Source organism: Parafilimonas terrae, assembly GCF_900115755.1.
GTDB classification, from domain to species: Bacteria; Bacteroidota; Bacteroidia; order Chitinophagales; family Chitinophagaceae; genus Parafilimonas; species Parafilimonas terrae.
The window spans coordinates 56680-75671 of sequence record NZ_FOXQ01000018.1 but is presented as its reverse complement, the minus strand read 5'-3'; the positions used below and the strand labels follow the sequence as shown (position 1 = coordinate 75671).

Annotated in this window: 18 protein-coding genes, 3 tRNA genes and 2 pseudogenes; 6 read left to right on the top strand and 17 right to left on the bottom strand. The window is 39.2% G+C overall.

From position 1 onward, the window contains the following. From BM015_RS20290 to cysC, 3 genes and pseudogenes are all read right to left on the bottom strand, one after another. Positions 1 to 314 (bottom strand): annotated as a pseudogene (locus BM015_RS20290) (hypothetical protein); the annotation flags it as partial. 419 nt (positions 315 to 733) lie between these two features. Continuing rightward, a complete protein-coding gene (sat, locus tag BM015_RS20285) occupies positions 734 to 1897 on the bottom strand; it encodes a sulfate adenylyltransferase (RefSeq protein WP_090663004.1) in 1164 nt (387 codons plus the stop codon). A 31-nt stretch (positions 1898 to 1928) separates the two neighbouring features. Beyond that, on the bottom strand, positions 1929 to 2537 hold the full coding sequence (gene cysC / locus BM015_RS20280) for an adenylyl-sulfate kinase (RefSeq protein ID WP_090663002.1): 609 nt from the start codon (positions 2535 to 2537) through the stop codon (positions 1929 to 1931). A 237-nt stretch (positions 2538 to 2774) separates the two neighbouring features. On the opposite strand from cysC, the gene BM015_RS20275 reads away from it, so the two are divergent. Continuing rightward, on the top strand, positions 2775 to 3452 hold the full coding sequence (locus BM015_RS20275) for a TylF/MycF/NovP-related O-methyltransferase (protein ID WP_090663000.1): 678 nt from the start codon (positions 2775 to 2777) through the stop codon (positions 3450 to 3452). 34 nt (positions 3453 to 3486) lie between these two features. Next, on the top strand, positions 3487 to 6348 hold the full coding sequence (gene uvrA, locus BM015_RS20270; protein WP_090662998.1) for an excinuclease ABC subunit UvrA: 2862 nt from the start codon (positions 3487 to 3489) through the stop codon (positions 6346 to 6348). A gap of 216 nt (positions 6349 to 6564) precedes the next feature. Here the strand turns inward: uvrA and BM015_RS20265 are convergent, their stop codons facing one another. From BM015_RS20265 to BM015_RS20235, 7 genes and pseudogenes are all read right to left on the bottom strand, one after another. Next, positions 6565 to 7047 carry a DUF1905 domain-containing protein gene (locus BM015_RS20265; protein ID WP_090662996.1) on the bottom strand — a complete coding sequence of 161 codons (483 nt, stop codon included), beginning with the start codon at positions 7045 to 7047 and terminating at the stop codon, positions 6565 to 6567. Between the two features lie 13 nt (positions 7048 to 7060). Further along, on the bottom strand, positions 7061 to 7963 hold the full coding sequence (locus tag BM015_RS20260; RefSeq protein ID WP_090663019.1) for an aminotransferase class IV: 903 nt from the start codon (positions 7961 to 7963) through the stop codon (positions 7061 to 7063). 93 nt (positions 7964 to 8056) lie between these two features. After that, positions 8057 to 8782, bottom strand: a complete 726-nt coding sequence (locus BM015_RS20255; RefSeq protein WP_090662994.1) for a sulfotransferase-like domain-containing protein — start codon at positions 8780 to 8782, stop codon at positions 8057 to 8059. A gap of 159 nt (positions 8783 to 8941) precedes the next feature. Then, positions 8942 to 10135 (bottom strand): Gfo/Idh/MocA family protein, encoded by a 1194-nt coding sequence (locus tag BM015_RS20250; RefSeq protein WP_090662992.1) that lies wholly within the window; start codon positions 10133 to 10135, stop codon positions 8942 to 8944. A 536-nt stretch (positions 10136 to 10671) separates the two neighbouring features. Then, positions 10672 to 11786 (bottom strand): annotated as a pseudogene (locus tag BM015_RS20245) (acyltransferase family protein). Between the two features lie 50 nt (positions 11787 to 11836). Next, entirely contained in the window at positions 11837 to 12145 is a 309-nt protein-coding gene (locus BM015_RS20240) for an antibiotic biosynthesis monooxygenase (protein WP_090662991.1), read from the bottom strand. Between the two features lie 67 nt (positions 12146 to 12212). Beyond that, positions 12213 to 13421 (bottom strand): nucleoside permease, encoded by a 1209-nt coding sequence (locus BM015_RS20235; RefSeq protein ID WP_090662989.1) that lies wholly within the window; start codon positions 13419 to 13421, stop codon positions 12213 to 12215. Between the two features lie 191 nt (positions 13422 to 13612). Here BM015_RS20235 and BM015_RS20230 point away from each other — a divergent pair, with 191 nt between their 5' ends. Further along, the gene (locus tag BM015_RS20230; RefSeq protein ID WP_090662987.1) at positions 13613 to 13819 is read left to right on the top strand and encodes a hypothetical protein; all 207 of its coding nucleotides are present in this window, start codon (positions 13613 to 13615) and stop codon (positions 13817 to 13819) included. 153 nt (positions 13820 to 13972) lie between these two features. Here the strand turns inward: BM015_RS20230 and BM015_RS20225 are convergent. The 5 genes from BM015_RS20225 to BM015_RS20205 form a co-directional block, all read right to left on the bottom strand. Further along, positions 13973 to 14044: transfer RNA gene (locus tag BM015_RS20225), tRNA-Arg, on the bottom strand. Beyond that, entirely contained in the window at positions 14026 to 14277 is a 252-nt protein-coding gene (locus tag BM015_RS22085) for a GIY-YIG nuclease family protein (protein ID WP_090662985.1), read from the bottom strand. Before BM015_RS22085 ends, BM015_RS20225 begins: the two co-directional genes overlap by 19 nt. Positions 14278 to 14307: 30 nt before the next feature. After that, a tRNA-Arg gene (locus BM015_RS20215) sits at positions 14308 to 14379 on the bottom strand. Continuing rightward, entirely contained in the window at positions 14361 to 14612 is a 252-nt protein-coding gene (locus BM015_RS22080; protein WP_090662985.1) for a GIY-YIG nuclease family protein, read from the bottom strand. The genes BM015_RS20215 and BM015_RS22080 overlap by 19 nt, the downstream gene beginning before the upstream one ends. Positions 14613 to 14645: 33 nt before the next feature. Beyond that, positions 14646 to 14719: transfer RNA gene (locus tag BM015_RS20205), tRNA-Arg, on the bottom strand. A gap of 63 nt (positions 14720 to 14782) precedes the next feature. On the opposite strand from BM015_RS20205, the gene ung reads away from it, so the two are divergent. The 3 genes from ung to BM015_RS20190 all read left to right on the top strand — a co-directional run bounded on the left by ung (position 14783) and on the right by BM015_RS20190 (position 17061). After that, entirely contained in the window at positions 14783 to 15454 is a 672-nt protein-coding gene (ung, locus tag BM015_RS20200) for a uracil-DNA glycosylase (RefSeq protein ID WP_090662984.1), read from the top strand. Between the two features lie 70 nt (positions 15455 to 15524). Continuing rightward, the gene (locus tag BM015_RS20195) at positions 15525 to 16331 is read left to right on the top strand and encodes an SDR family oxidoreductase (RefSeq protein WP_090662981.1); all 807 of its coding nucleotides are present in this window, start codon (positions 15525 to 15527) and stop codon (positions 16329 to 16331) included. 40 nt (positions 16332 to 16371) lie between these two features. After that, positions 16372 to 17061, top strand: coding sequence for an MgtC/SapB family protein (locus tag BM015_RS20190; protein WP_090662979.1), 690 nt, complete (start codon positions 16372 to 16374; stop codon positions 17059 to 17061). On the opposite strand, the gene BM015_RS20185 is transcribed toward BM015_RS20190, so the two are convergent. Beyond that, positions 17058 to 17813 carry a LytR/AlgR family response regulator transcription factor gene (locus BM015_RS20185; protein ID WP_090662977.1) on the bottom strand — a complete coding sequence of 252 codons (756 nt, stop codon included), beginning with the start codon at positions 17811 to 17813 and terminating at the stop codon, positions 17058 to 17060. The two genes, BM015_RS20190 and BM015_RS20185, sit on opposite strands and share 4 nt — an antisense overlap. A gap of 21 nt (positions 17814 to 17834) precedes the next feature. Continuing rightward, entirely contained in the window at positions 17835 to 18908 is a 1074-nt protein-coding gene (locus BM015_RS20180; protein WP_090662975.1) for a sensor histidine kinase, read from the bottom strand. Positions 18909 to 18992: the final 84 nt, after the last annotated feature.

Sequence of the window (18992 nt, the reverse complement as noted above, 5' to 3'; positions counted from 1 at the left end):
TTATCCCCAAATGAAGGATCGGGGCTGCCATCAGGCAAATACTGGGCAAGTATAGGCGACTGGTATATTGGAAACTGGAAGAAAACAAGCCCGTATCCGGCAGCTAATATTTTTCCGCTTTTTAATACGGTTAAATTATATATTCCACCACTACCATCAGTAAACCCTGTTTGAACTTTGCCGCCGGTGCCAAAACTTTCATCAATTTTTCCATCAGGCAGGTACCTGGCAATCGTAAATGAATCTGATAGTTCATCAGTATATTGCCCCGCTACAAGTATTTTTCCATCGCTTTGAATTGCTGTAGCCCGCACTATGCCAAAGCCATAGTTTAAAACTTCCCGCTGTCGTTAAAGCTAAGGTCAAGGCTGCCCGGCTGGGCAAATGAGTATGTTGCGATTAAGCTTAAAAATGCTAACAGGGTAAATAGTTTCATGGTGTTTGGTTTTATGTTATTTGATCTTGAAATAATTGTTCTTCTCCCTTTTTCGTAAAACAGCAGTTGCTGTTTTGCAATTTTTGAGCATAAATATTATAGGAAAGAAAAGGTAATAACAGCAGTTGGGTTTTCATGTTACGGTGGTTTGGGAAATCGTAGCTAAAGCTGATAAAAAAAACTGTAATAGCAAAAAATATTAAGGCGGTAATGTGCTTACCGAAAGATTCACTGCCTCCGGAAATAAAAAAAGCTGCCCTTTTCAGAACAGCTTTTTTTATTTTATACAGAAACTAATTAAGCAGTAGTAGCTGCTTTTTTAGTTGCCCAATCAATCAAAATATCAGCAACAAGCGGGCGTGAAAATTCAGAAGGCGGGCGTTGGCCGTTTGCCAGCATTTCACGAACCTTTGTGCCGCTTAAAGAAACAATATCAGGATTTTTAGGAGCGGTTTTATTGCTGGCCATACATTCTGTGTTTTTACACCAGAAAGTGTGCTCAAACTTTAAAATCTCCATACCCATTTCAGGGCCAACTTTTGACATTATTTTTTGCGCATCGTAAGTACCATAATAGTTACCCACACCTGCATGGTCGCGGCCGATGATCATGTGTGTGCAGCCATAATTCTTACGCAGCAATGTGTGGTTGATGGCTTCACGCGGGCCGGCATAACGCATAGCGGTAGGCAAAACAGCCAGTGTAGTGTTATCCGGATTGAAATAATTTTCAATCAGCACTTCATAACATTTCATACGCACAGGGGCAGGAATGTCATCGCTCTTTGTTTCACCAACAAGCGGGTGGATCATGGCACCGTCCACAATTTCCTGGGCGCATTTAATTAAATATTCATGTGCGCGGTGAATGGGGTTACGTGTTTGGAAAGCCACGATAGTTTTCCAGCCGCGTTTTTCAAATTCAGCACGTGTTTCTGAAGGATCGAGGAAATACTTGGCATCGATATCTTCTTTGCGCAATGGCCTGTTTACCATTTCCAATGGGCCGGCAATATATTTATTGCCACCGCGCCTGATGGCAGCAACACCAGGGTGCTTATCTTCAGTAGTGCCAAAGCATTTCTGGGCGAAGTTATCAAGGTCAAGCTCGAATTTTTCGTCAACAGTCATTACGGCCAAAACACGGCCTTCCTGGTCCAGCAATGCAATTTCTTCGCCTTCTTTTATTTTATCAAACTGGTCGCCTGCAGGCAATGGAATAGGAATGCCCCATGCAAGGCCGTTTGTTAATTTCATATTTTCAATAACAGATTCGCAGTCTGCTTTGCCCATAAAGCCTGTAATGGGGCTGAATGCGCCAATTGCGATCATTTCAACATCTGCTCCGTAACGGTTTTCAATTGTTAGCTGGAAAATATTTTTTGCTTTAGCTTCCAGTTCATCTTTACGGGCGCCTGTAGCAATCCTGTTTACCAGCGTACCGCCATGTGGTTGATTCATAATATATTATTTTTTTTGTTGGTGAATTGATTTATGCTTTTTCAATATAGCCTTTTTCTTCCAGGTAGTTGATAACTGTTTGGGCGCTTTCGTCTAATGTCTGGCTGCCCGTGTCAACTGTTAATTCAGGATTTACAGGCGCTTCATACGGATCGCTGATGCCTGTAAAGTTTTTTATTTCACCGGCGCGGGCCTTTTTATATAAACCTTTTGTATCGCGGCTTTCGCATACTTCCAGCGAAGCGGCTACATAAACTTCAACAAATTCACCTTCTTTCACCAGGGCCCGAACCATTTCGCGGTCTTCTATGTAAGGCGAAACAAAAGCAGTGGAAACCAAAACACCGGCATCAACAAATAATTTAGCCACTTCACCAATCCTGCGGATGTTTTCCTTGCGGTCTTCAGCCGTAAAGCCGAGGCCTTTGTTCAAACCCATGCGGATGTTATCTCCATCCAATACATAAGTATGATAACCTCTTTCAAATAATTTTTCTTCAACTTTATTGGCGAGGGTAGATTTCCCGGCGCCGGAAAGGCCAGTGTACCAAAGGATTGCAGATTTATGACCGTTCATACGGTGGCGGTCTTCTTTGTTGATGGTGGCATTATGCCAAACGATGTTTTTTACAACTTCCATTACGCTATGTTTTTTAATTTTTGCGCGAATGTACGGTTTGACGGGCATAAATCCTATTAAGACGATAGATTTTAAGCGTAAATAATATACCAGGCCTGCTTTGCAGGGAATTATAAAATCCTGTTTTGCCGGGAAATGAACGGCCGTTATTTTTCTGTAAAAATCGTTCCCGCATGTTTTCGGGCATTTTTATTGCTATTGGGATATACGCTCGTTTTAAACGGCTTACATTAAAATATGCATGCTAATCTGAAACCATTATACCAACCTGTTGCCAGGTTTTTAGCTTCCCGCAAATTGCATTTATCAAAATCACTGCAGTTTGATTCATCCTTTAAGCAGGAACTTGGTTATAACCTTGATTTTGTACGATACACAACACTGGAACTTTGTTACAAAGAGCTAATAAGAAATAATGTTAAGGGAAATGTTGCCGAACTGGGTGTATATAAAGGCGAATTTGCAAAAAGATTAAACCAGCTTTTTCCCGGCCGGAAATTATACCTCTTTGATACATTTGAAGGCTTTCACCAAAATGATATCTCCGCAGAAAAGCAAAACCATTTTTCAAGCGGCGAGCAGGATTTTTCAGACACAAGTGTTGAACTGGTTTTGGGAAAGATGAAATACCCGAAAAACTGCATTGTGAAAAAAGGATATTTTCCCGGGTCGGCTGCAGGCGTGGATGACAGGTTTTGTTTTGTTAGCCTCGATGCTGATTTATATGAACCTCTGCTCAGCGGCCTTCAGTTTTTTTATCCCAGGCTGGAAAATAAAGGTTACATATTTGTGCATGATTTTAATAATGACCTTTATAAAGGCGCCCGCCAGGCTGTGGTAGAATTTTGCAGCCTTAATAATATCAGCTACCTGCCCATTCCCGATGGCTGCGGTACAGCAATAATAACAAAATAAAAAAGCAGATTGTTGTAATTTCGGCATCTTCATTATGGCTGAGAATAAGGAAAACCCGGGGTATTCACCCGAAGAATTAATAGAAGTTTACGGGGCAAGGGCGCACAATCTTAAGAATATCGACATCAATATTCCTAAAAATAAACTGGTAGTTATAACCGGTATAAGCGGCAGCGGTAAATCGTCGCTGGCGTTCGATACCATTTATGCCGAAGGCCAGCGGCGTTATATGGAAACTTTTGGCGCTTATGCCCGGCAGTTTATCGGCGAAATGGAAAGGCCGGATGTGGATAAAATAACAGGCCTTTCGCCTGTAATTTCCATTGAACAAAAAACCACCAATAAAAACCCACGTTCAACGGTTGGTACTGTAACCGAGGTGTACGATTTTATGCGCCTGTTATATGCACGCATTGGCGAAGCCTTCAGTTACAATACCGGTAAAAAAATGGTGAAATGGAGCGAGGAGGAAATTGTAAATAATATCTTTCAGCGGTTTGATAACGAGAAAATTTCTTTGCTGGCGCCACTCGTGCGTGGAAGAAAAGGCCATTATCGCGAACTGTTTGAAGAAATAAGAAAGAAAGGTTTTGTAAAGGTTAGGGTGGATGGAGAGATAAAAGACATTACACCCAAAATGCAGGTTGACCGCTATAAAATTCACGACATAGAAGTGGTGGTTGACCGTTTAAAAGTAGCAGATAGCTTTCGCCACCGGTTAAGTCAGAGTGTTCAGCAAACATTAAAAATGGGTAAAGATTTAATGTTTGTACATATAGAAGGCGATACGGAAATAACATCTTACAGCAAGCAATTGATGTGTGCAGATACAGGCCTTTCTTATGAAGAACCTTCACCCAATTCATTTTCATTTAACTCGCCGTATGGCGCTTGTCCAACCTGCAAAGGATTGGGCAGCGTGTTTACAATAGATATGGACCTGGTGTTGCCCGACCGGTCAAAAAGTGTGCGTGAAGGAGCCCTTACGCCTTTAGGTGAGGAAAGGGATGCCAGCGTATTTCAGCAGGTGGAAACATTTGCGAAGAAGAATAAAATAAAGCTGGATATAGCGGTAGAAAAACTGCCCGAAGAGCATTTAAACCTTTTGTTGTATGGCGATAAAAATATCAATGCTTCGCTTGAAGTGAACACGGATGATGAAACCGTTCCCAACGAATATACCGGAAGTTATGAAGGTATTATCCCAATGCTGAAACGATGGTTCGCTTCTTCTTACAGCACAGAAGCTTTGCGTGACTGGGTGCAAAAATATATGACGCTTAAAACCTGCCCATCCTGTAACGGCGCACGTTTGAAAAAGGAAAGCCTCTGGTTTTTGATTGATAGAAAGAATATTTCTGAGTTAAGTGAAATGAACCTCGATAAACTGTATGCATGGTTTGACGGCATTGAATTGAGGTTAAACAATAAACAGCGAACCATAGCAAAAGATGTAATTAAAGAAATACGTGAGCGCTTAACTTTTTTGCTGAATGTTGGTTTAACCTATCTCACATTAAACAGGCCTTCAAAAACACTGAGCGGCGGCGAAAGCCAGCGCATACGCCTGGCAACTCAAATTGGCTCTCAACTGCAGGGCATTACCTATATTTTAGATGAACCTTCTATCGGTTTGCATCAACGCGACAATCATCGTTTAATTACAGCATTGCAGGACCTGCGCGACATTGGCAACAGTGTGCTTGTTGTTGAGCATGATAAAGATATTATGCTGGCTGCAGATCATTTGATTGATATTGGCCCGAAAGCCGGTTATCATGGCGGCAGGGTAGTAGCAGAAGGCGATCCCAAACAAATGCTGAAACTGAACACGCTTACGGCAGGTTATCTTAATGGTGTTCATACCATCGCAGTACCTGCAGAACGCAGGAAGGGCAATGGTAAAAAACTGGTACTGAAAGGCGCCAAAGGCAATAATTTAAAGAATGTTGATGCTACGTTTCCATTAGGAAAATTTATTGTAATAACCGGTGTAAGCGGCAGCGGTAAATCCACATTGATTAATGAAACGCTGTATCCTATCTTATCTCAGCATGCCTATAATTCTAAAACAAATCCTCTCGAATATAAAAGTATAAAGGGACTGGAAAATATTGATAAAGTAATTGAGATAGACCAGTCACCAATTGGCCGCACACCGCGCAGCAATCCTGCAACCTATTGCGGCTTTTTTACTGATATAAGAACTTTGTTTGCGTCGGTACCTGAAGCAAAAATACGTGGCTATAATGCCGGCCGTTTTTCATTTAATGTGAAAAGCGGAAGGTGTGATGTGTGTGAAGGCGGCGGTATGCGTGTAATTGAAATGAATTTTTTACCTGATGTATATGTGCCCTGTGAAAAATGTAATGGCAAACGTTACAACCGCGAAACGCTGGAAATACGCTATAAAGGAAAATCCATTTCCGATGTATTGAATATGACGGTTGAAGAGGCAGTTGAGTTTTTCCAGCTTGTGCCATATATCTATCGTAAAATAAAAGTGCTGGAAGAGGTTGGGCTTGGTTATATAACGCTTGGACAAAGCGCTGTAACGTTAAGCGGCGGTGAAGCACAGCGCGTAAAGCTGGCAACGGAATTAAGTAAACGCGATACAGGTAAAACATTTTATATATTGGATGAACCTACAACCGGTTTGCATTTTGAAGATATTCAACACCTGCTTGATGTTTTAAATAAACTGGTTGACCGTGGTAATACAGTGCTTGTGATTGAACACAATCTTGATGTTATTAAAGTGGCCGATCATGTAATTGATCTTGGCCCTGAAGGTGGTGATGGCGGCGGCAGGATTTTATTCGAAGGCACGCCCGAAGACTTGATAAAGAATAAAGAAAGCCATACGGCTAAGTTCTTAAAAGCGGAATTGAATTGACCTCACCCTCGTTCCCTCTCCACGAGCGGAGAGGGGGTGCCCGGGCTTCAAAGAGTGTTTATAGAATTTATATGCGTGCTTCTAAGATTCAGCATGGCTGATAGTGCGCTAACGTAGTCAGGCGCTTCAAAAGCGTCTGACCAGTATCTTACGATCAGCGATCTTTAATAAAACTGGTTTTTATCTGTGCATCTGTGACAAAAAATAATAAATTTTTTAAGGTTTATCCCTTCCGATAAATCTTTCCTTTCCCAATAAAAAATTTATTGCACGCTGAACATTTTTATTTAATGCTTCTTCTGTTTTAAGGTTGTTGAGGTAACGAAGAATTTCTTTTTTCATATAAGGCGGCAGGTTATTAAAAACGGCTGCTGCTTTTTTATTTTTCTTTAATGCAGCATCAAATTTTGAATGCATTGGTGTTGTACGTTCAGTTTCATCATAATCAATTTTTATAGTGATGATATCACCCACATCTTTACCTGCTGCTTTACGCATAGGCATGTTAAGATAAAGCCGCCACGCGCCTGCATACTTTACAAGATGCTGAATAAATTTTTGTTTATTGATGATAAGATGAACCGGTATATGCCCTTTTTCTTTTCCTGATTTTTTAAACAGGTATTGCAAAATATCATCCGGCACAAACACATAAGGGTTTATGCCGATGATAAATATTTCCGCAGAAAAAGTTTTCATTCAATATTGGTGGTTATACAATCTTCTCGCCTTCTTTTTCTGTAAGTTCTTTATAAGCTTTATACAATTGTTCACGTATGGTTGAACTGGATTTGTTCTGGATGGCCCTGCCATCAATTTCTTTTACCGGTGTAAGCTCGCCCATGGTGCCTGTTGTAAAAACTTCATCAGCATTATAAAATTCTGCAATGGAAATATTTTTTAACGCAACAGGAATATTCAGTTTTTGAGCAAGTTTTATAACATTGGTTCTTGTAATGCCCGGCAAACAGGCATCTGCATTGGGTGTAAGCAACAAGCCATCTTTCACCATAAAAATATTGCAGGCATTTGTTTCGGCAACAAAGCCCAGATTATCAAGCATGATGGCATCATCAGCGCCGCAATAGTTGGCTTCAATCTTTGCAAGAATGTTATTGAGCAAATTATTATGATGAATTTTTGAATCGAGGTGCATCGGTGAGTTGCGGCGTGTATGCGAAGTAATTAGTTTAATACCATTGGCATTATCATACACCGGCGGTTTATATTCAGCCAGCACAATTAAGCAACTGCCAAACTGATTCAAACGCGGATCCATGCCGGAAGTAATTTTTTCACCACGGGTAAGCGTTAAACGGATGTGTGCATCGTTATAAAAATTATTGGCTTTTAATGTTTGAAAAATAGCATCCCTTACAAACTCTTTTGACGGTATATCAGCAAAAGCTAATGTGTGCGCAGATGCCTGTAAACGATTGATATGTTCATTCAAACAAAACACTTTGCCATCATAAATTCTAAGGCCTTCCCAAACAGCATCGCCACCTTGTACAGCGCTGTCAAATACGGAGATCTTTGCTTCGCTGCGCGGATATAATTTATCTTTAATGAAGACCTGTATGTTTTCGTTCTGCGGATAAAATTTCTGTTGCATAATTATTTTGAAGTAGTATATGATTAATGATGTATTGCCGTTTTTGCCGATATAAAAATTTTTTTTCACATAGTTGGTTATGGCTAAGGTAAGCTAACCGGCTTTTATTGAAAAAGGATAAAGCTGCTCGTAATAAATTTTGCTTTCCTGGTACAATGGTTCAAGATAAGAAGGCAGTTCGCGCCCGCTTGTTTTTTGTTTTGAAAAACCTGTTGACTGATGCACATTATCATACCAATATTTTGCCCACACGCCATCATAAGGTTTGGGGCCTGCAGGCCAGTGCAGCATGTTTTCATCATACGCAATTTCTAATGCTGCGCATAATTGCTGCATTACATTTTCAGGCGATTTGAGTATTTCATTTGAATCGAGCACAATGCAGGAAAGATTTTTTTCTTTTAAATAATTAAACAACCACCATTGCTTCTTTATGCCCACATCCTGCATGGTAACATTTTTAATTACCTGTGAATACGATGCTATAATTTGTTTGGGATTGCGTATGAAGATGATGTTTTTTGTTTGCGCCAAAAAATCAAGATTGATGTTTTCCAGGTGATGCGTCATTTGTTTAAAGAAAGCAACAGGTTTATCGTGACTGGCTAAAATAATTTCTTCTATTACTTTTTCACCATTATTATTTTGCGATTGCAAAATTTCATCATTGCCCGGGTGAATAATGCCTGTCGATTTGAGATAATGTGCATATAAAGGTTCATCAAACACAACTGTATCATTTCGCTGCGCGAAAGAATACATCATGGCAGTTGAAATATTGCGTGGACTGCTCCAGAGGTTAATGCGTGTTGCCTGCATAAAAAAGCCCCGAAGATTTTATTCATCTTCAAGGTTTGCAAGATATATTTTGAAACTAAAAAAATCTTCAAGGTTTTTGCATATTTAGAAGTAAGAGTAAACCTATGAGGTTTTTAAAACCTCATAGGTTTATGCGCAGTTGACAATTCACAGGTAATATTATTCCAGTATCCTTTCTTCAAAAGCGCCGGTTTTCTTATTCTTAAGAATAAGTTTTTTAGCGCCGTAATGCGTCATTTCTTCTTTCACCAAATAATTATCTTCGTCGTAATCAACAAGGTTACTTGCTTTTGATAAGCCTTCCTGCCCGCGCCAAACTTCAAGATTTACCGGTTCCCATAATTTTGTTTTGGCTGATTTATAGGCTGCATCAATAATGGCATTCACCACATAACCATCATAAAAAGTTTCCTGCGGTTGTTTGCCTTCTTCTATGCTGCGAAACATATTCGTGAACATGTGGTTGTAACCAAGATCGTTCACCTCATCGCCAACCGGGAACAGCCAGCCCGTATTGCTTTCCGCTTTCTCGGCAACATAATCTGCACCTTTGCCGGTGGTAAACATGTCCATGCCGGTGCGTAAAAAATTATTGATCCATATCGTGCCTTCGGTGCCCATTACTTCATCGCGCAAATCCATGCCGCCGCGAAATGTCCAGCTTACTTCAAACTGGCCAATGGCGCCGTTTTCGTACTTTATCAAGCCAATGGCATGATCTTCGGCCTCAATAGGTTTTACCTGTGTATCTGCCCAGCACATTACTTCAACCGGTTTAATATCTTTTCCTATGAAACTTCTTGTTATTTCAATGCAATGGCAACCCAGATCAAGAATGCAACCGCCACCTGCCAGTTCTATATTCCAGAACCAGTCGCTGTGCGGGCCGGGATGCGTTTCCCTGCTCTTTGCCCATAATATTCTTCCTAAAGCGCCATTTTTTACACTGTCATAAGCCTTTAAAAATTTTGGTGTATAAACAAGGTCTTCGAGATAGCCATTAAAAATGCCGGCTTCTTCCACAGCTTTCAGCATACGCAGCGCTTCGGCGCCATTGCGGCCCAAAGGTTTTGTTGTAACAACAGGCTTTTTATGCTTGCAGCAAAGCATAACAGCGTCTTCATGTACGTTGTTTGGTAAGGCAATGCAAACTACATCTACGTTTGGATGCGCAATAGCTTCTTCCATATTTGATGTGTAATGTTCGCATCCATAATCTTCTGCAAACTTTTTGGCATTTACTTCTTTACGGGCATAGATACTTACAATCTTATCTTTACTTCGCTGGCCCTGAATTGAATCAGCATAAAAGCGGCCTATAAAACCTGAACCGAGCATAGCAATTCGTAGCATAAAAAATTGTTTTTAATTGATGATAAAGCAATTTCGCTTAATAATGTTTATATCCTTTCAAAAATATGTTTATAAGTGTTGAAATTACCTGCTTTTAAGGTACGAAACACGTGCGTAAAAGAAAGAAAAAAAATTTGGAAATGGCTTTTTTGCAATAGTATATTTACATAACAAGATTGAATTTAATGCGGTTGCTTGGTACTGACCAGCATTTCGGTGGTGGTTGCAGCAAGACAATAGCAAAGAGTAAAATCTTAGATTGGAAGGTGAAAACGGAAAGTTGAACAGCGGAAGGCTTCGGCCGGAAGCAGTGAAACAGAAAGTAAGAACCTGAAAATCAAAAAACGGCAGAGAACTCCGGTTCAAAGCCAAAAACTAAACAAGACTTAACGGTTTTGTTTAAAAAGCAACAGGGTTAGTAAGTTAATTTCTGTTGCTTTTTTTGTTTCTATACCTGAGTAACTAAGGCATACAATCCAACCTGCAATTACTGCTCACCTTTGGTTTGAAACCCTGCAAGCTTTTATCGAATTCTCTTATGCGCTCTTTGTCTTCACCAATAATTTGCTGCGCAACTTAAGAAAAGGTTTCTCTATTATTTGATTAGGCAATAAAGCGCTGATAAAAACAAGGCCGGTACAAATGATGAACATCAAATTGCTTTCGTTGTTTATATTAAATTTTGTCAATTGAGGTTGTGCAACATGAACTACCATTTTATGAATGAGGTAAATGCCATAAGATAATGTTGCAATCTTCGAAGTTACCTTCGATTCGTATTTATACAGGAAATTTTGCGGGCTTAAAGCGGCAAGAACAATAAAGCCATAACCTATATCTGTAAGCGGCAACCCAAATACAGACGATTTAAAACTTATTTGATTGCTGCATATATAGTGGCTAACTGCAAAAATGATGACGCCGGTTAAAAGCAATGCTTTTTCATGCACCAGGATTCTCTTGCTAAAGGCAGGCCTGAATTGTAATAAAGCTGCAATGCTAACGCCAACAAGCAAACCATCAAGCCGGCCCCAGGTGGGAAAATATATCCATTTATACCAGGTGAGCCAATCTGTATCTGAAGCCAGGTTAGCGTGCAAAACAATCCGTACAGTAAACCCTGCAATGAATAATGCCGCCAAAAGCCAGTAACCTTTTTTAAATAGTTTAAACCTGATCAAACCCAGTAATATAAACGGCAGCAATAAATAAAACTGCTCTTCAATACATAAACTCCAGCTATGTGAAAATGTGCCCTGTTTGGCAATATCAAGATTAATATTTTGCGTAAAGGTTAGATACTTCCAGAGGGGAGCAGGCGATTCGCGTTCCCTTACAAAAGGAAACAAAAAATATAAAGCAACGGTAACAAGATAAATAGGAATTATCCTGAAGAAACGCTTATAAAAAAGCTGCGCAGTGAAGTAGTTTTGTATGTGGCCATTGATTTGAATAATTGCGCAGCAATTAAATACCCGCTTAATACGAAAAATAAATCAACGCCGCTCCATCCAAACCTGGTTAATGTATTTGTCCACTCCGGATGTGGGAAGAACCTTCCGTAATGATAAAGGAAAACATAGACAATTGCAAAAGCACGCAAATGGTCGAGGCCATGCAGTTTATGCGATAATCCGCCATCTGTATTCATATACGTATAACCCGCTGAGCAGTAATTCCAATTCCGTTAATAAATCTGTTTTATCTTATCTCGCCAAAACATTCATAGTGCTGCACCGTAGGTTCAAGCTCCAGCAAATATTTTTTATCTTCTTTATAATATTTTGCCTTTTCATAATCCTTTCCTGCAAATGCACGAATGCTTTCAATATTCACCCACCACGAAACCGTCCATATATGTGTAATGTCGCCTTCCTGTTTTTGCCAAACCTGCGCATTTAAATTGCCGGGCGTTGCACGATAATCTTTAACGCCGGTTTGCATTATATAATTCATATACGCTTCCGCGTTCTCCGTTGATGTTTTCCCATGCCATAAACGAACTATCATAACAGATGGTTTTTATTTTTTGCTTCAAGCCACAAGCTTCACGCTGCAAGCGATAGAAAGCGCACAGCTAATAGCTTGCAGCTTTCTCAGCATCTTTTTTCTCCCTGAAGAACAGCAGGAAATAAATTAAAACGCCAATGGCGATATATGCAGGTACAAACCAGATTTTTGTCCAGTCGTGGTGTTCCGGGCTTATCACGTGCTTGTCCACTATAACACCGGAAAACCATGTGCCTATAAACATGCCTACGCCATAAGTTGCAAACGTAAACAAGCCCTGTGCTGCATTTTTAATTTTTTCGCCGGCCTTCTTTTCTGTGTACATATAACCGGTTACAAAAAAGAAGTCATAACATACGCCATGTAAAACTATGCCGGCATATAACATCCATTCATTAGCGCCCACGTTACCATAAGCAAAACAGATATAGCGCAAAATCCAGGCGGTCATGCCCAGCAATAGCATTTTCTTTACGCCAATACTATTAAACAAAAATGGTATGGCAAGAATGAATACGCCTTCAGAAACCTGGCCTAAAATCATTTTTCCCGCAGCATTATTCATGCCTACTTCATTTAAAAACGGATTGGCAAAGCCATAATAAAATGAAAGCGGAATACATACAAGAATGGCCGCAATAAAGAAAATGGTATAGGAAGTATTTTTAAATAATACAAATGCCTGCGTGCCTAATGCCGATGAAGCGCTTGCATCGGCACTTTTTCCTTTGGGCGGCGTGTCGGGCAAAACAAAACTGAATAAACCCAGCAGCACAGAAACGCCGGCTGCCATATAAAATGTATTAGCCGTTTTTTCAATACCAAGATAGCCTATTAATAAGCCTGCAACAATCCAGCCGAGCGTTCCAAATACACGAATCCACGGAAACTGTTTGCCTGGATTTGTCATTTGATGAAAAGCCACGCTGTTACTTAATGCAATGGTTGGCATATATAACAGCGAATACAGCAATATGATCCAGTAAAAAGCAGTATTGTCTGTAACTTTTGTTGCAAATACTAATAATGCGCCGCCAATAATATGAAATACGCCCATTATTTTTTGAGCAGCGAAATAGCGGTCTGCAATCATGCCGATAAAGAAAGGAGAGATCATGGTGGCAATAGCCAAAGCGCTGAAGGCTGCGCCAACCTGCAAACCTGTTGAATGTAAATTTTCACCCATGTATGTGCCCATGGTTACATACCATGCGCCCCAAACAAAGTATTCCAGGAACATCATTATAGCAAGCGATACACCGGTTTTTGCTTTCATATTATATGCTGCATTTTATTGAGTTGCAATATAAACGAAATGCATTTTTGATTCCCTGTTTTGTTTTGCCCATTTAATTCTACAGCAAACGGGATTTTAAAAAGCAATAACATCGATATAAAAAGGGTTATTTGTTGTTAGGATTATAAGGCTGGCAAAAAGTTTGTTGAATATAAGATAAAACATAAATTATGGCAGACGAAAAAAGAGAAAAGGTACAGCCTGATAATTCCAATAAGAATGCGGGCAGTAAGCCCGATCCTGAAACGTTGAACACCACCGATCCGCAAGAGCACATGAGAGGGCCTTTTTCTTCAGTAATGCATAAAATAGAAGAAAAGGCTAAAGAGAATGATCAAAAAGATAAGGAAGACCCGGAAATAAGAACAATAAAATAACGGCCTCTGATAAAAATGCGGTTGGATTTAACTTCAACCGCATTATTGTGTTTGAACGATTTGCAGAATCAATATAATAATTGTTAAGCTTAGGCTGAATAATAATGGCAATGATATGCACAATAAAAAAGCCTCTTGGCAAGAGGCTTAAAGTGATCCGGATTGGATTCGAACCAATGACCTTCCCGATTAGAAATCGGGATGCTCTATCCAACTGAACTAATCAGTTTTTCAATAAATAACCTGCTTTTCATTTTCTTAATGTAAAACTCTCTTTGCCTCGCCGGTTTTAATTCTGAGAAAACTTCTTTATAAACTAAAATCCATGGTATACCTGTTTGGGTAAACTTTTCTTTGCCGCGATTATGTTCAGCCAGTCTTCTTTCAATATCTGTTGTTGAGCCGATATAGTATTTGTTAAGTTTAGCGCTGAATAATATATAGCAATACGCAGTCATAATAAAAAAGCCTTGGCAAGAGGCTTAAAGTGATCCGGACAGGATTCGAACCAATGACCTTCCCGATTAGAAATCGGGATGCTCTATCCAACTGAACTAATCAGTTTTTCAATAAATAACCTGCTTTTCATTTTCTTAATGTAAAACTCTCTTTGCCTCGCCGGTTTTAATTCTGAGAAAACTTCTTTATAAACTAAAATCCATGGTATACCTGTTTGGGTAAACTTTTCTTTGCCGCGATTATGTTCAGCCAGTCTTCTTTCAATATCTGTTGTTGAGCCGATATAGTATTTGTTAAGTTTAGCGCTGAATAATATATAGCAATACGCAGTCATAATAAAAAAACCTCTTACGTAAGAGGCTTAAAGTGATCCGGATTGGATTCGAACCAATGACCTACTGCTTAGAAGGCAGTTGCTCTATCCAGCTGAGCTACCGAACCATTAGTATAAACGCCGCAAAAGTAATTTTTAATTAGTTTGCAGCCAAACCTAAAGCGTACGGTATGGATGTTAAAATAGAAGAAAGCTGGAAGAATGTTTTACAAGCTGAGTTTTCCAAATCTTACTTTGAAAATATAGCGGCTTTTCTTAAAACAGAAAAAGCGCAGGGTAAAATTATTTACCCGCCCGGCTCATTGATATTTAACGCTTTTGAAAAAACACCATTTAATAAATTAAAAGTTCTGTTATTAGGACAAGACCCATATCATGGCCAGGGCCAGGCAATGGGTTTATCTTTCTCCGTTCCAAAAGGCATACGGCAGCCGCCTTCACTCATTAATATTTTTAAAGAATTACATAATGACGTTGGCATACCTATACCAGCTACCGGCGATTTAACGCCATGGGCAGAACAAGGTGTTATGTTATTAAACGCTGCTTTGACGGTGCGTGCAGGTGAGCCAAATTCTCATGCAAAGATTGGCTGGCACCAGTTTACAGATGCTGTAATTAAAAAAGTATCTGATGAAAAAGAAGGCATCGTGTTTTTATTATGGGGCTCGTTTGCACATCAGAAACAGGAGCTCATAGATCAAAGCAAACACTATGTTTTAAAAGCAGCACATCCTTCTCCCTTCAGTGCTGATAAAGGTTTTTTTGGCTGCCGGCATTTCAGTAAAACAAATGAATACCTCGTAAAGCAAAAACAACAACCAATTGATTGGGCATTATAGTTGTTTTGATTAACCTGCTATATGATGAATTGCCTGCAATTATAAACCTTCATCATTCAAAACAATTAATATGGATAAGAAATTAGATAAACAGGTTGCTGTTATTACCGGGGCAAGTTCTGGCATTGGCGCCGGTTGTGCCAAAGCTTTTGCTGAAGCAGGCGCCACGGTAATTGTAAATTATCCGCGGGCATCATCAAAACCCAAAGCTGATATTATAGTTAATGATATTGTAAGCAATGGCGGAAAGGCTGCCGGTTATCAATGTGATGTGAGTAAAGAAGATGAAGTAGTAAAAATGTTTGCTGAAGTAGTGAAGCAATTCGGCACGGTTGATATTCTTATAAACAATGCAGGCCTGCAAAAAGATGGGAAGTTTACGGAGATGAGTTTGGATGATTGGAACTTTGTAATAAGCGTAAATCTTACAGGCCAGTTTTTATGTGCACGGGAAGCCATAAAAGAATTTTTGCGAAGGGGCGATAATGGTAAATCGAAAAGCATAGGTAAAATAATTTGTATGAGCAGTGTGCATGAAGTTATTCCCTGGGCCGGGCATGCAAATTATGCAGCCAGTAAAGGCGGTATAATGTTGCTGATGAAATCTATTGCACAGGAATTTGCTCCAAATAAAATTCGCATAAACAGCATAGCGCCGGGTGCTGTTAAAACGCCGATTAACGAAGACGCATGGGATACAAAACAAGACAGGGAAAAGCTGTTGGAACTTATTCCTTATAATAGAATAGGCGTGCCGGAAGATATAGCGAAAGCGGCTGTGTGGCTGGCAAGTGATGATGCTGAATATATAACCGGTACAACATTGTTTGTAGATGGCGGCATGACTTTATATCCCGGGTTTGTTGATAATGGTTAAAGCTATATTATCGCGATAATCTTTTAATAGCTTTGTAATTATGATTACATGGCAGGAAGTTACCTTACGTTTATTTCTCGCAGCGGTCATGGGCGGCGCTGTTGGCATTGACAGGCAACGTTATGAATGGGCAGCCGGTTTGCGAACGCACATGCTCGTATGCATGGGCTCTGCTTTAATAATGATTGTTTCTGCTTATGGCTTTGCCGGCGTTCAGATGGAAGGGCATATTTCTTTGGATCCATCACGCGTGGCAGCACAGGTGATAAGTGGCATTGGCTTTTTAGGCGCTGGCACCATTTTGTTTTTAAAGCATGAAGTTGTTAAAGGCCTTACTACTGCAGCAGGCTTATGGACGGTTGCAGGCATTGGCCTCGCTGTTGGTGGCGGCCTTTATTTTGCTGCGGCTGTAACAACGGTTTTGGTTTTAATTATACTCGTTGTTATCAAGCCTTATAAAAAGAAATTAATAGTTGAAAGAAGGCAAACCGAAATACAGTTAAGGTTTAACCGGGAAAAGATTTCTTTATCACAACTGGAAGCAATGCTGAACACAAATAATATTGCTTATAATCACCTGAAATTTTCCAATGCTAAAGAAGATAATATATGCGCGGTTGAAATAAGAATTAACCGCAGCATGTCCAATAAAGCAGTGCTCAGCTTTGTAGAGTCGCTGAATAATACTAACGGTATAAAAGAAGTTGAGTTCAGGCCGGCCGGCATTTAAACTTCACTTATCCATTTCTTAAAAGAAGCGGCATTTTCCTGGCTCACGATTATTTCTTCATTTAAAGGCAAAGCCAGCTCCACATTTATCTTGCTTTTGTCTATGCTTTTAAACTTGGTGATATAATCTGCGTTTACAATATACTTCCTGTTTGCCCTGAAGAATTTTGTTTCATCAAGCATGGCTTCAACATCAGCTAATGAACCTGTTTCGCATAAAAATTTCCGGTTGTCTTTATCTACTGCAAAAACAAGTTTGTGCTCCGTAAAAAAATAAAGTATGTCGTCCAGCTTCAGGCTTAAAAATTCAGTTCCTTTTTTTACAATGATCCTCGATTTATTCTTTTTGCTGTTTTGCAGGTAATCAATAATGGAAGTATAATTATTAATAAAATGTTGCTGCAGGTTTTTATATTTATTCAATGCTACAGAAAGCCTGCCGGCATCTACAGGCTTTAATAAATAATCTATACAGTTGTATTCAAAAGCTTCTATCATATACTTGTCGTAAGCCGTTGTAAAAATGATGGGACAGTTCACCTGGCCTTCTTTAAAAATATGAAACGATAAGCCGTCTGAAAGATGGATGTCCATCAATATTAAATCAGGTAAAGGATGTGTGTTCAACCACTGAAGGCTTTGCATAACGCTGCCTGCAGTACCTGCAATTTCAATATTGTTGCCAACGCTGTTTAAGCACATTTTTAAATTTTCAAGAGCTGGTAATTCGTCTTCTGCTATAAATACTTTCATGCTTTTTCAGTTTTATATAAGTTATATCTGTGGGTATATGATGGGCAGTTTAACAGTAAAGTAATCGTTGTTTTTATAAACAATTATGTTTTTGCCGGTTAGTAATTTATACCTGTTATCAAGGTTATGTAAACCGGTACCTGTTGATGGCTGCTCATAAGATTTTTTAATGATGCGGTTTCTTATTATTATATAATTTGATGAGAGGATTACATTTATCAAAAGCGGGTTTGTGCAGCTGACTTCATTATGCTTTATGGCATTTTCCAATAAAATCTGCAATGAAATAGGCGGAAGAAAAACTTCTTCAGTTGACATGCTTTTTATTTCAATAACCATATTTACAGCTTTGTCAAACCTTATTTTCAGTAAATAAAAAAAGTTGCTTAGAAATTCCAGTTCATCTGCTGCTGATACGAGGTTTCTTTCCCGGCTCACTAAAATATAGCGGTAAACTTTTGCCAGCGTATCGTTATATAAACGGGCGTTTTGCGGGTCTGATGAAATAAGATAAGATAAAGTATTAAGTGAGTTAAAAAGAAAATGCGGGTCTATCTGGTTTTTTAGCGCAACAAGCTCTGCATGTGTTTTGGCTATGTTTAACTGCTCTGCCCTTTTCTCTATATCCTGCTGTTGGGCTTTAAGATAAAACATCTCATAAAGATTAGCAATAAACAAAGCCGTAATAACTATAATGATAACGGCAGGAAAAATTTTTCCATAAGATGAATAATCTTCCTTTGAAAAATTAAGCCACAAAAAAAGGCCGCCTGTTGCAATAAAGCTTGTATATAAAATAATAAAACTATATAAAGCAAGAACTGTTTTATAATATTCTTTTGATGGCAGCCTGAAACTGGCTTTAAGAAATAGCAGCAACCGCACATTACCTTCCCATATAAGCCATGCCAGGCTGATGAAGTAAGTGTATATAAGCGACAATTGTAAAAAGCTATAGCGGTTATTGGTTATTATTTTCGAAATGTTTACAATTAATACCGCCAGCACAGGCACTGCTATAAGCTTTACAGCCAGGTTTTTTTTTATGAAGGTTCCTGGCTTTGCAGAAAATAATATAGATGCAGCGGTGTCCATTTTAGCTTATTAGTAACGTAATATTTATTTAAGATAACGTAATTAAAAAGTTAATAGTTACAAGCGGCGATAATTAATAATTGA

Excerpts from the sequence above, each read along its gene's own strand:
- sat (WP_090663004.1), bottom strand. The coding sequence starts at position 1,897 with ATGAATCAACCACATGGCGGTACGCTGGTAAACAGGATTGCTACAGGC.
- cysC (WP_090663002.1), bottom strand. The coding sequence starts at position 2,537 with ATGGAAGTTGTAAAAAACATCGTTTGGCATAATGCCACCATCAACAAA.
- BM015_RS20275 (WP_090663000.1), top strand. The coding sequence starts at position 2,775 with ATGCATGCTAATCTGAAACCATTATACCAACCTGTTGCCAGGTTTTTA.
- uvrA (WP_090662998.1), top strand. The coding sequence starts at position 3,487 with ATGGCTGAGAATAAGGAAAACCCGGGGTATTCACCCGAAGAATTAATA.
- BM015_RS20265 (WP_090662996.1), bottom strand. The coding sequence starts at position 7,047 with ATGAAAACTTTTTCTGCGGAAATATTTATCATCGGCATAAACCCTTAT.
- BM015_RS20260 (WP_090663019.1), bottom strand. The coding sequence starts at position 7,963 with ATGCAACAGAAATTTTATCCGCAGAACGAAAACATACAGGTCTTCATT.
- BM015_RS20255 (WP_090662994.1), bottom strand. The coding sequence starts at position 8,782 with ATGCAGGCAACACGCATTAACCTCTGGAGCAGTCCACGCAATATTTCA.
- BM015_RS20250 (WP_090662992.1), bottom strand. The coding sequence starts at position 10,135 with ATGCTACGAATTGCTATGCTCGGTTCAGGTTTTATAGGCCGCTTTTAT.
- BM015_RS20240 (WP_090662991.1), bottom strand. The coding sequence starts at position 12,145 with ATGATAGTTCGTTTATGGCATGGGAAAACATCAACGGAGAACGCGGAA.
- BM015_RS20235 (WP_090662989.1), bottom strand. The coding sequence starts at position 13,421 with ATGAAAGCAAAAACCGGTGTATCGCTTGCTATAATGATGTTCCTGGAA.
- BM015_RS20230 (WP_090662987.1), top strand. The coding sequence starts at position 13,613 with ATGGCAGACGAAAAAAGAGAAAAGGTACAGCCTGATAATTCCAATAAG.
- BM015_RS22085 (WP_090662985.1), bottom strand. The coding sequence starts at position 14,277 with ATGACTGCGTATTGCTATATATTATTCAGCGCTAAACTTAACAAATAC.
- BM015_RS22080 (WP_090662985.1), bottom strand. The coding sequence starts at position 14,612 with ATGACTGCGTATTGCTATATATTATTCAGCGCTAAACTTAACAAATAC.
- ung (WP_090662984.1), top strand. The coding sequence starts at position 14,783 with ATGGATGTTAAAATAGAAGAAAGCTGGAAGAATGTTTTACAAGCTGAG.
- BM015_RS20195 (WP_090662981.1), top strand. The coding sequence starts at position 15,525 with ATGGATAAGAAATTAGATAAACAGGTTGCTGTTATTACCGGGGCAAGT.
- BM015_RS20190 (WP_090662979.1), top strand. The coding sequence starts at position 16,372 with ATGATTACATGGCAGGAAGTTACCTTACGTTTATTTCTCGCAGCGGTC.
- BM015_RS20185 (WP_090662977.1), bottom strand. The coding sequence starts at position 17,813 with ATGAAAGTATTTATAGCAGAAGACGAATTACCAGCTCTTGAAAATTTA.
- BM015_RS20180 (WP_090662975.1), bottom strand. The coding sequence starts at position 18,908 with ATGGACACCGCTGCATCTATATTATTTTCTGCAAAGCCAGGAACCTTC.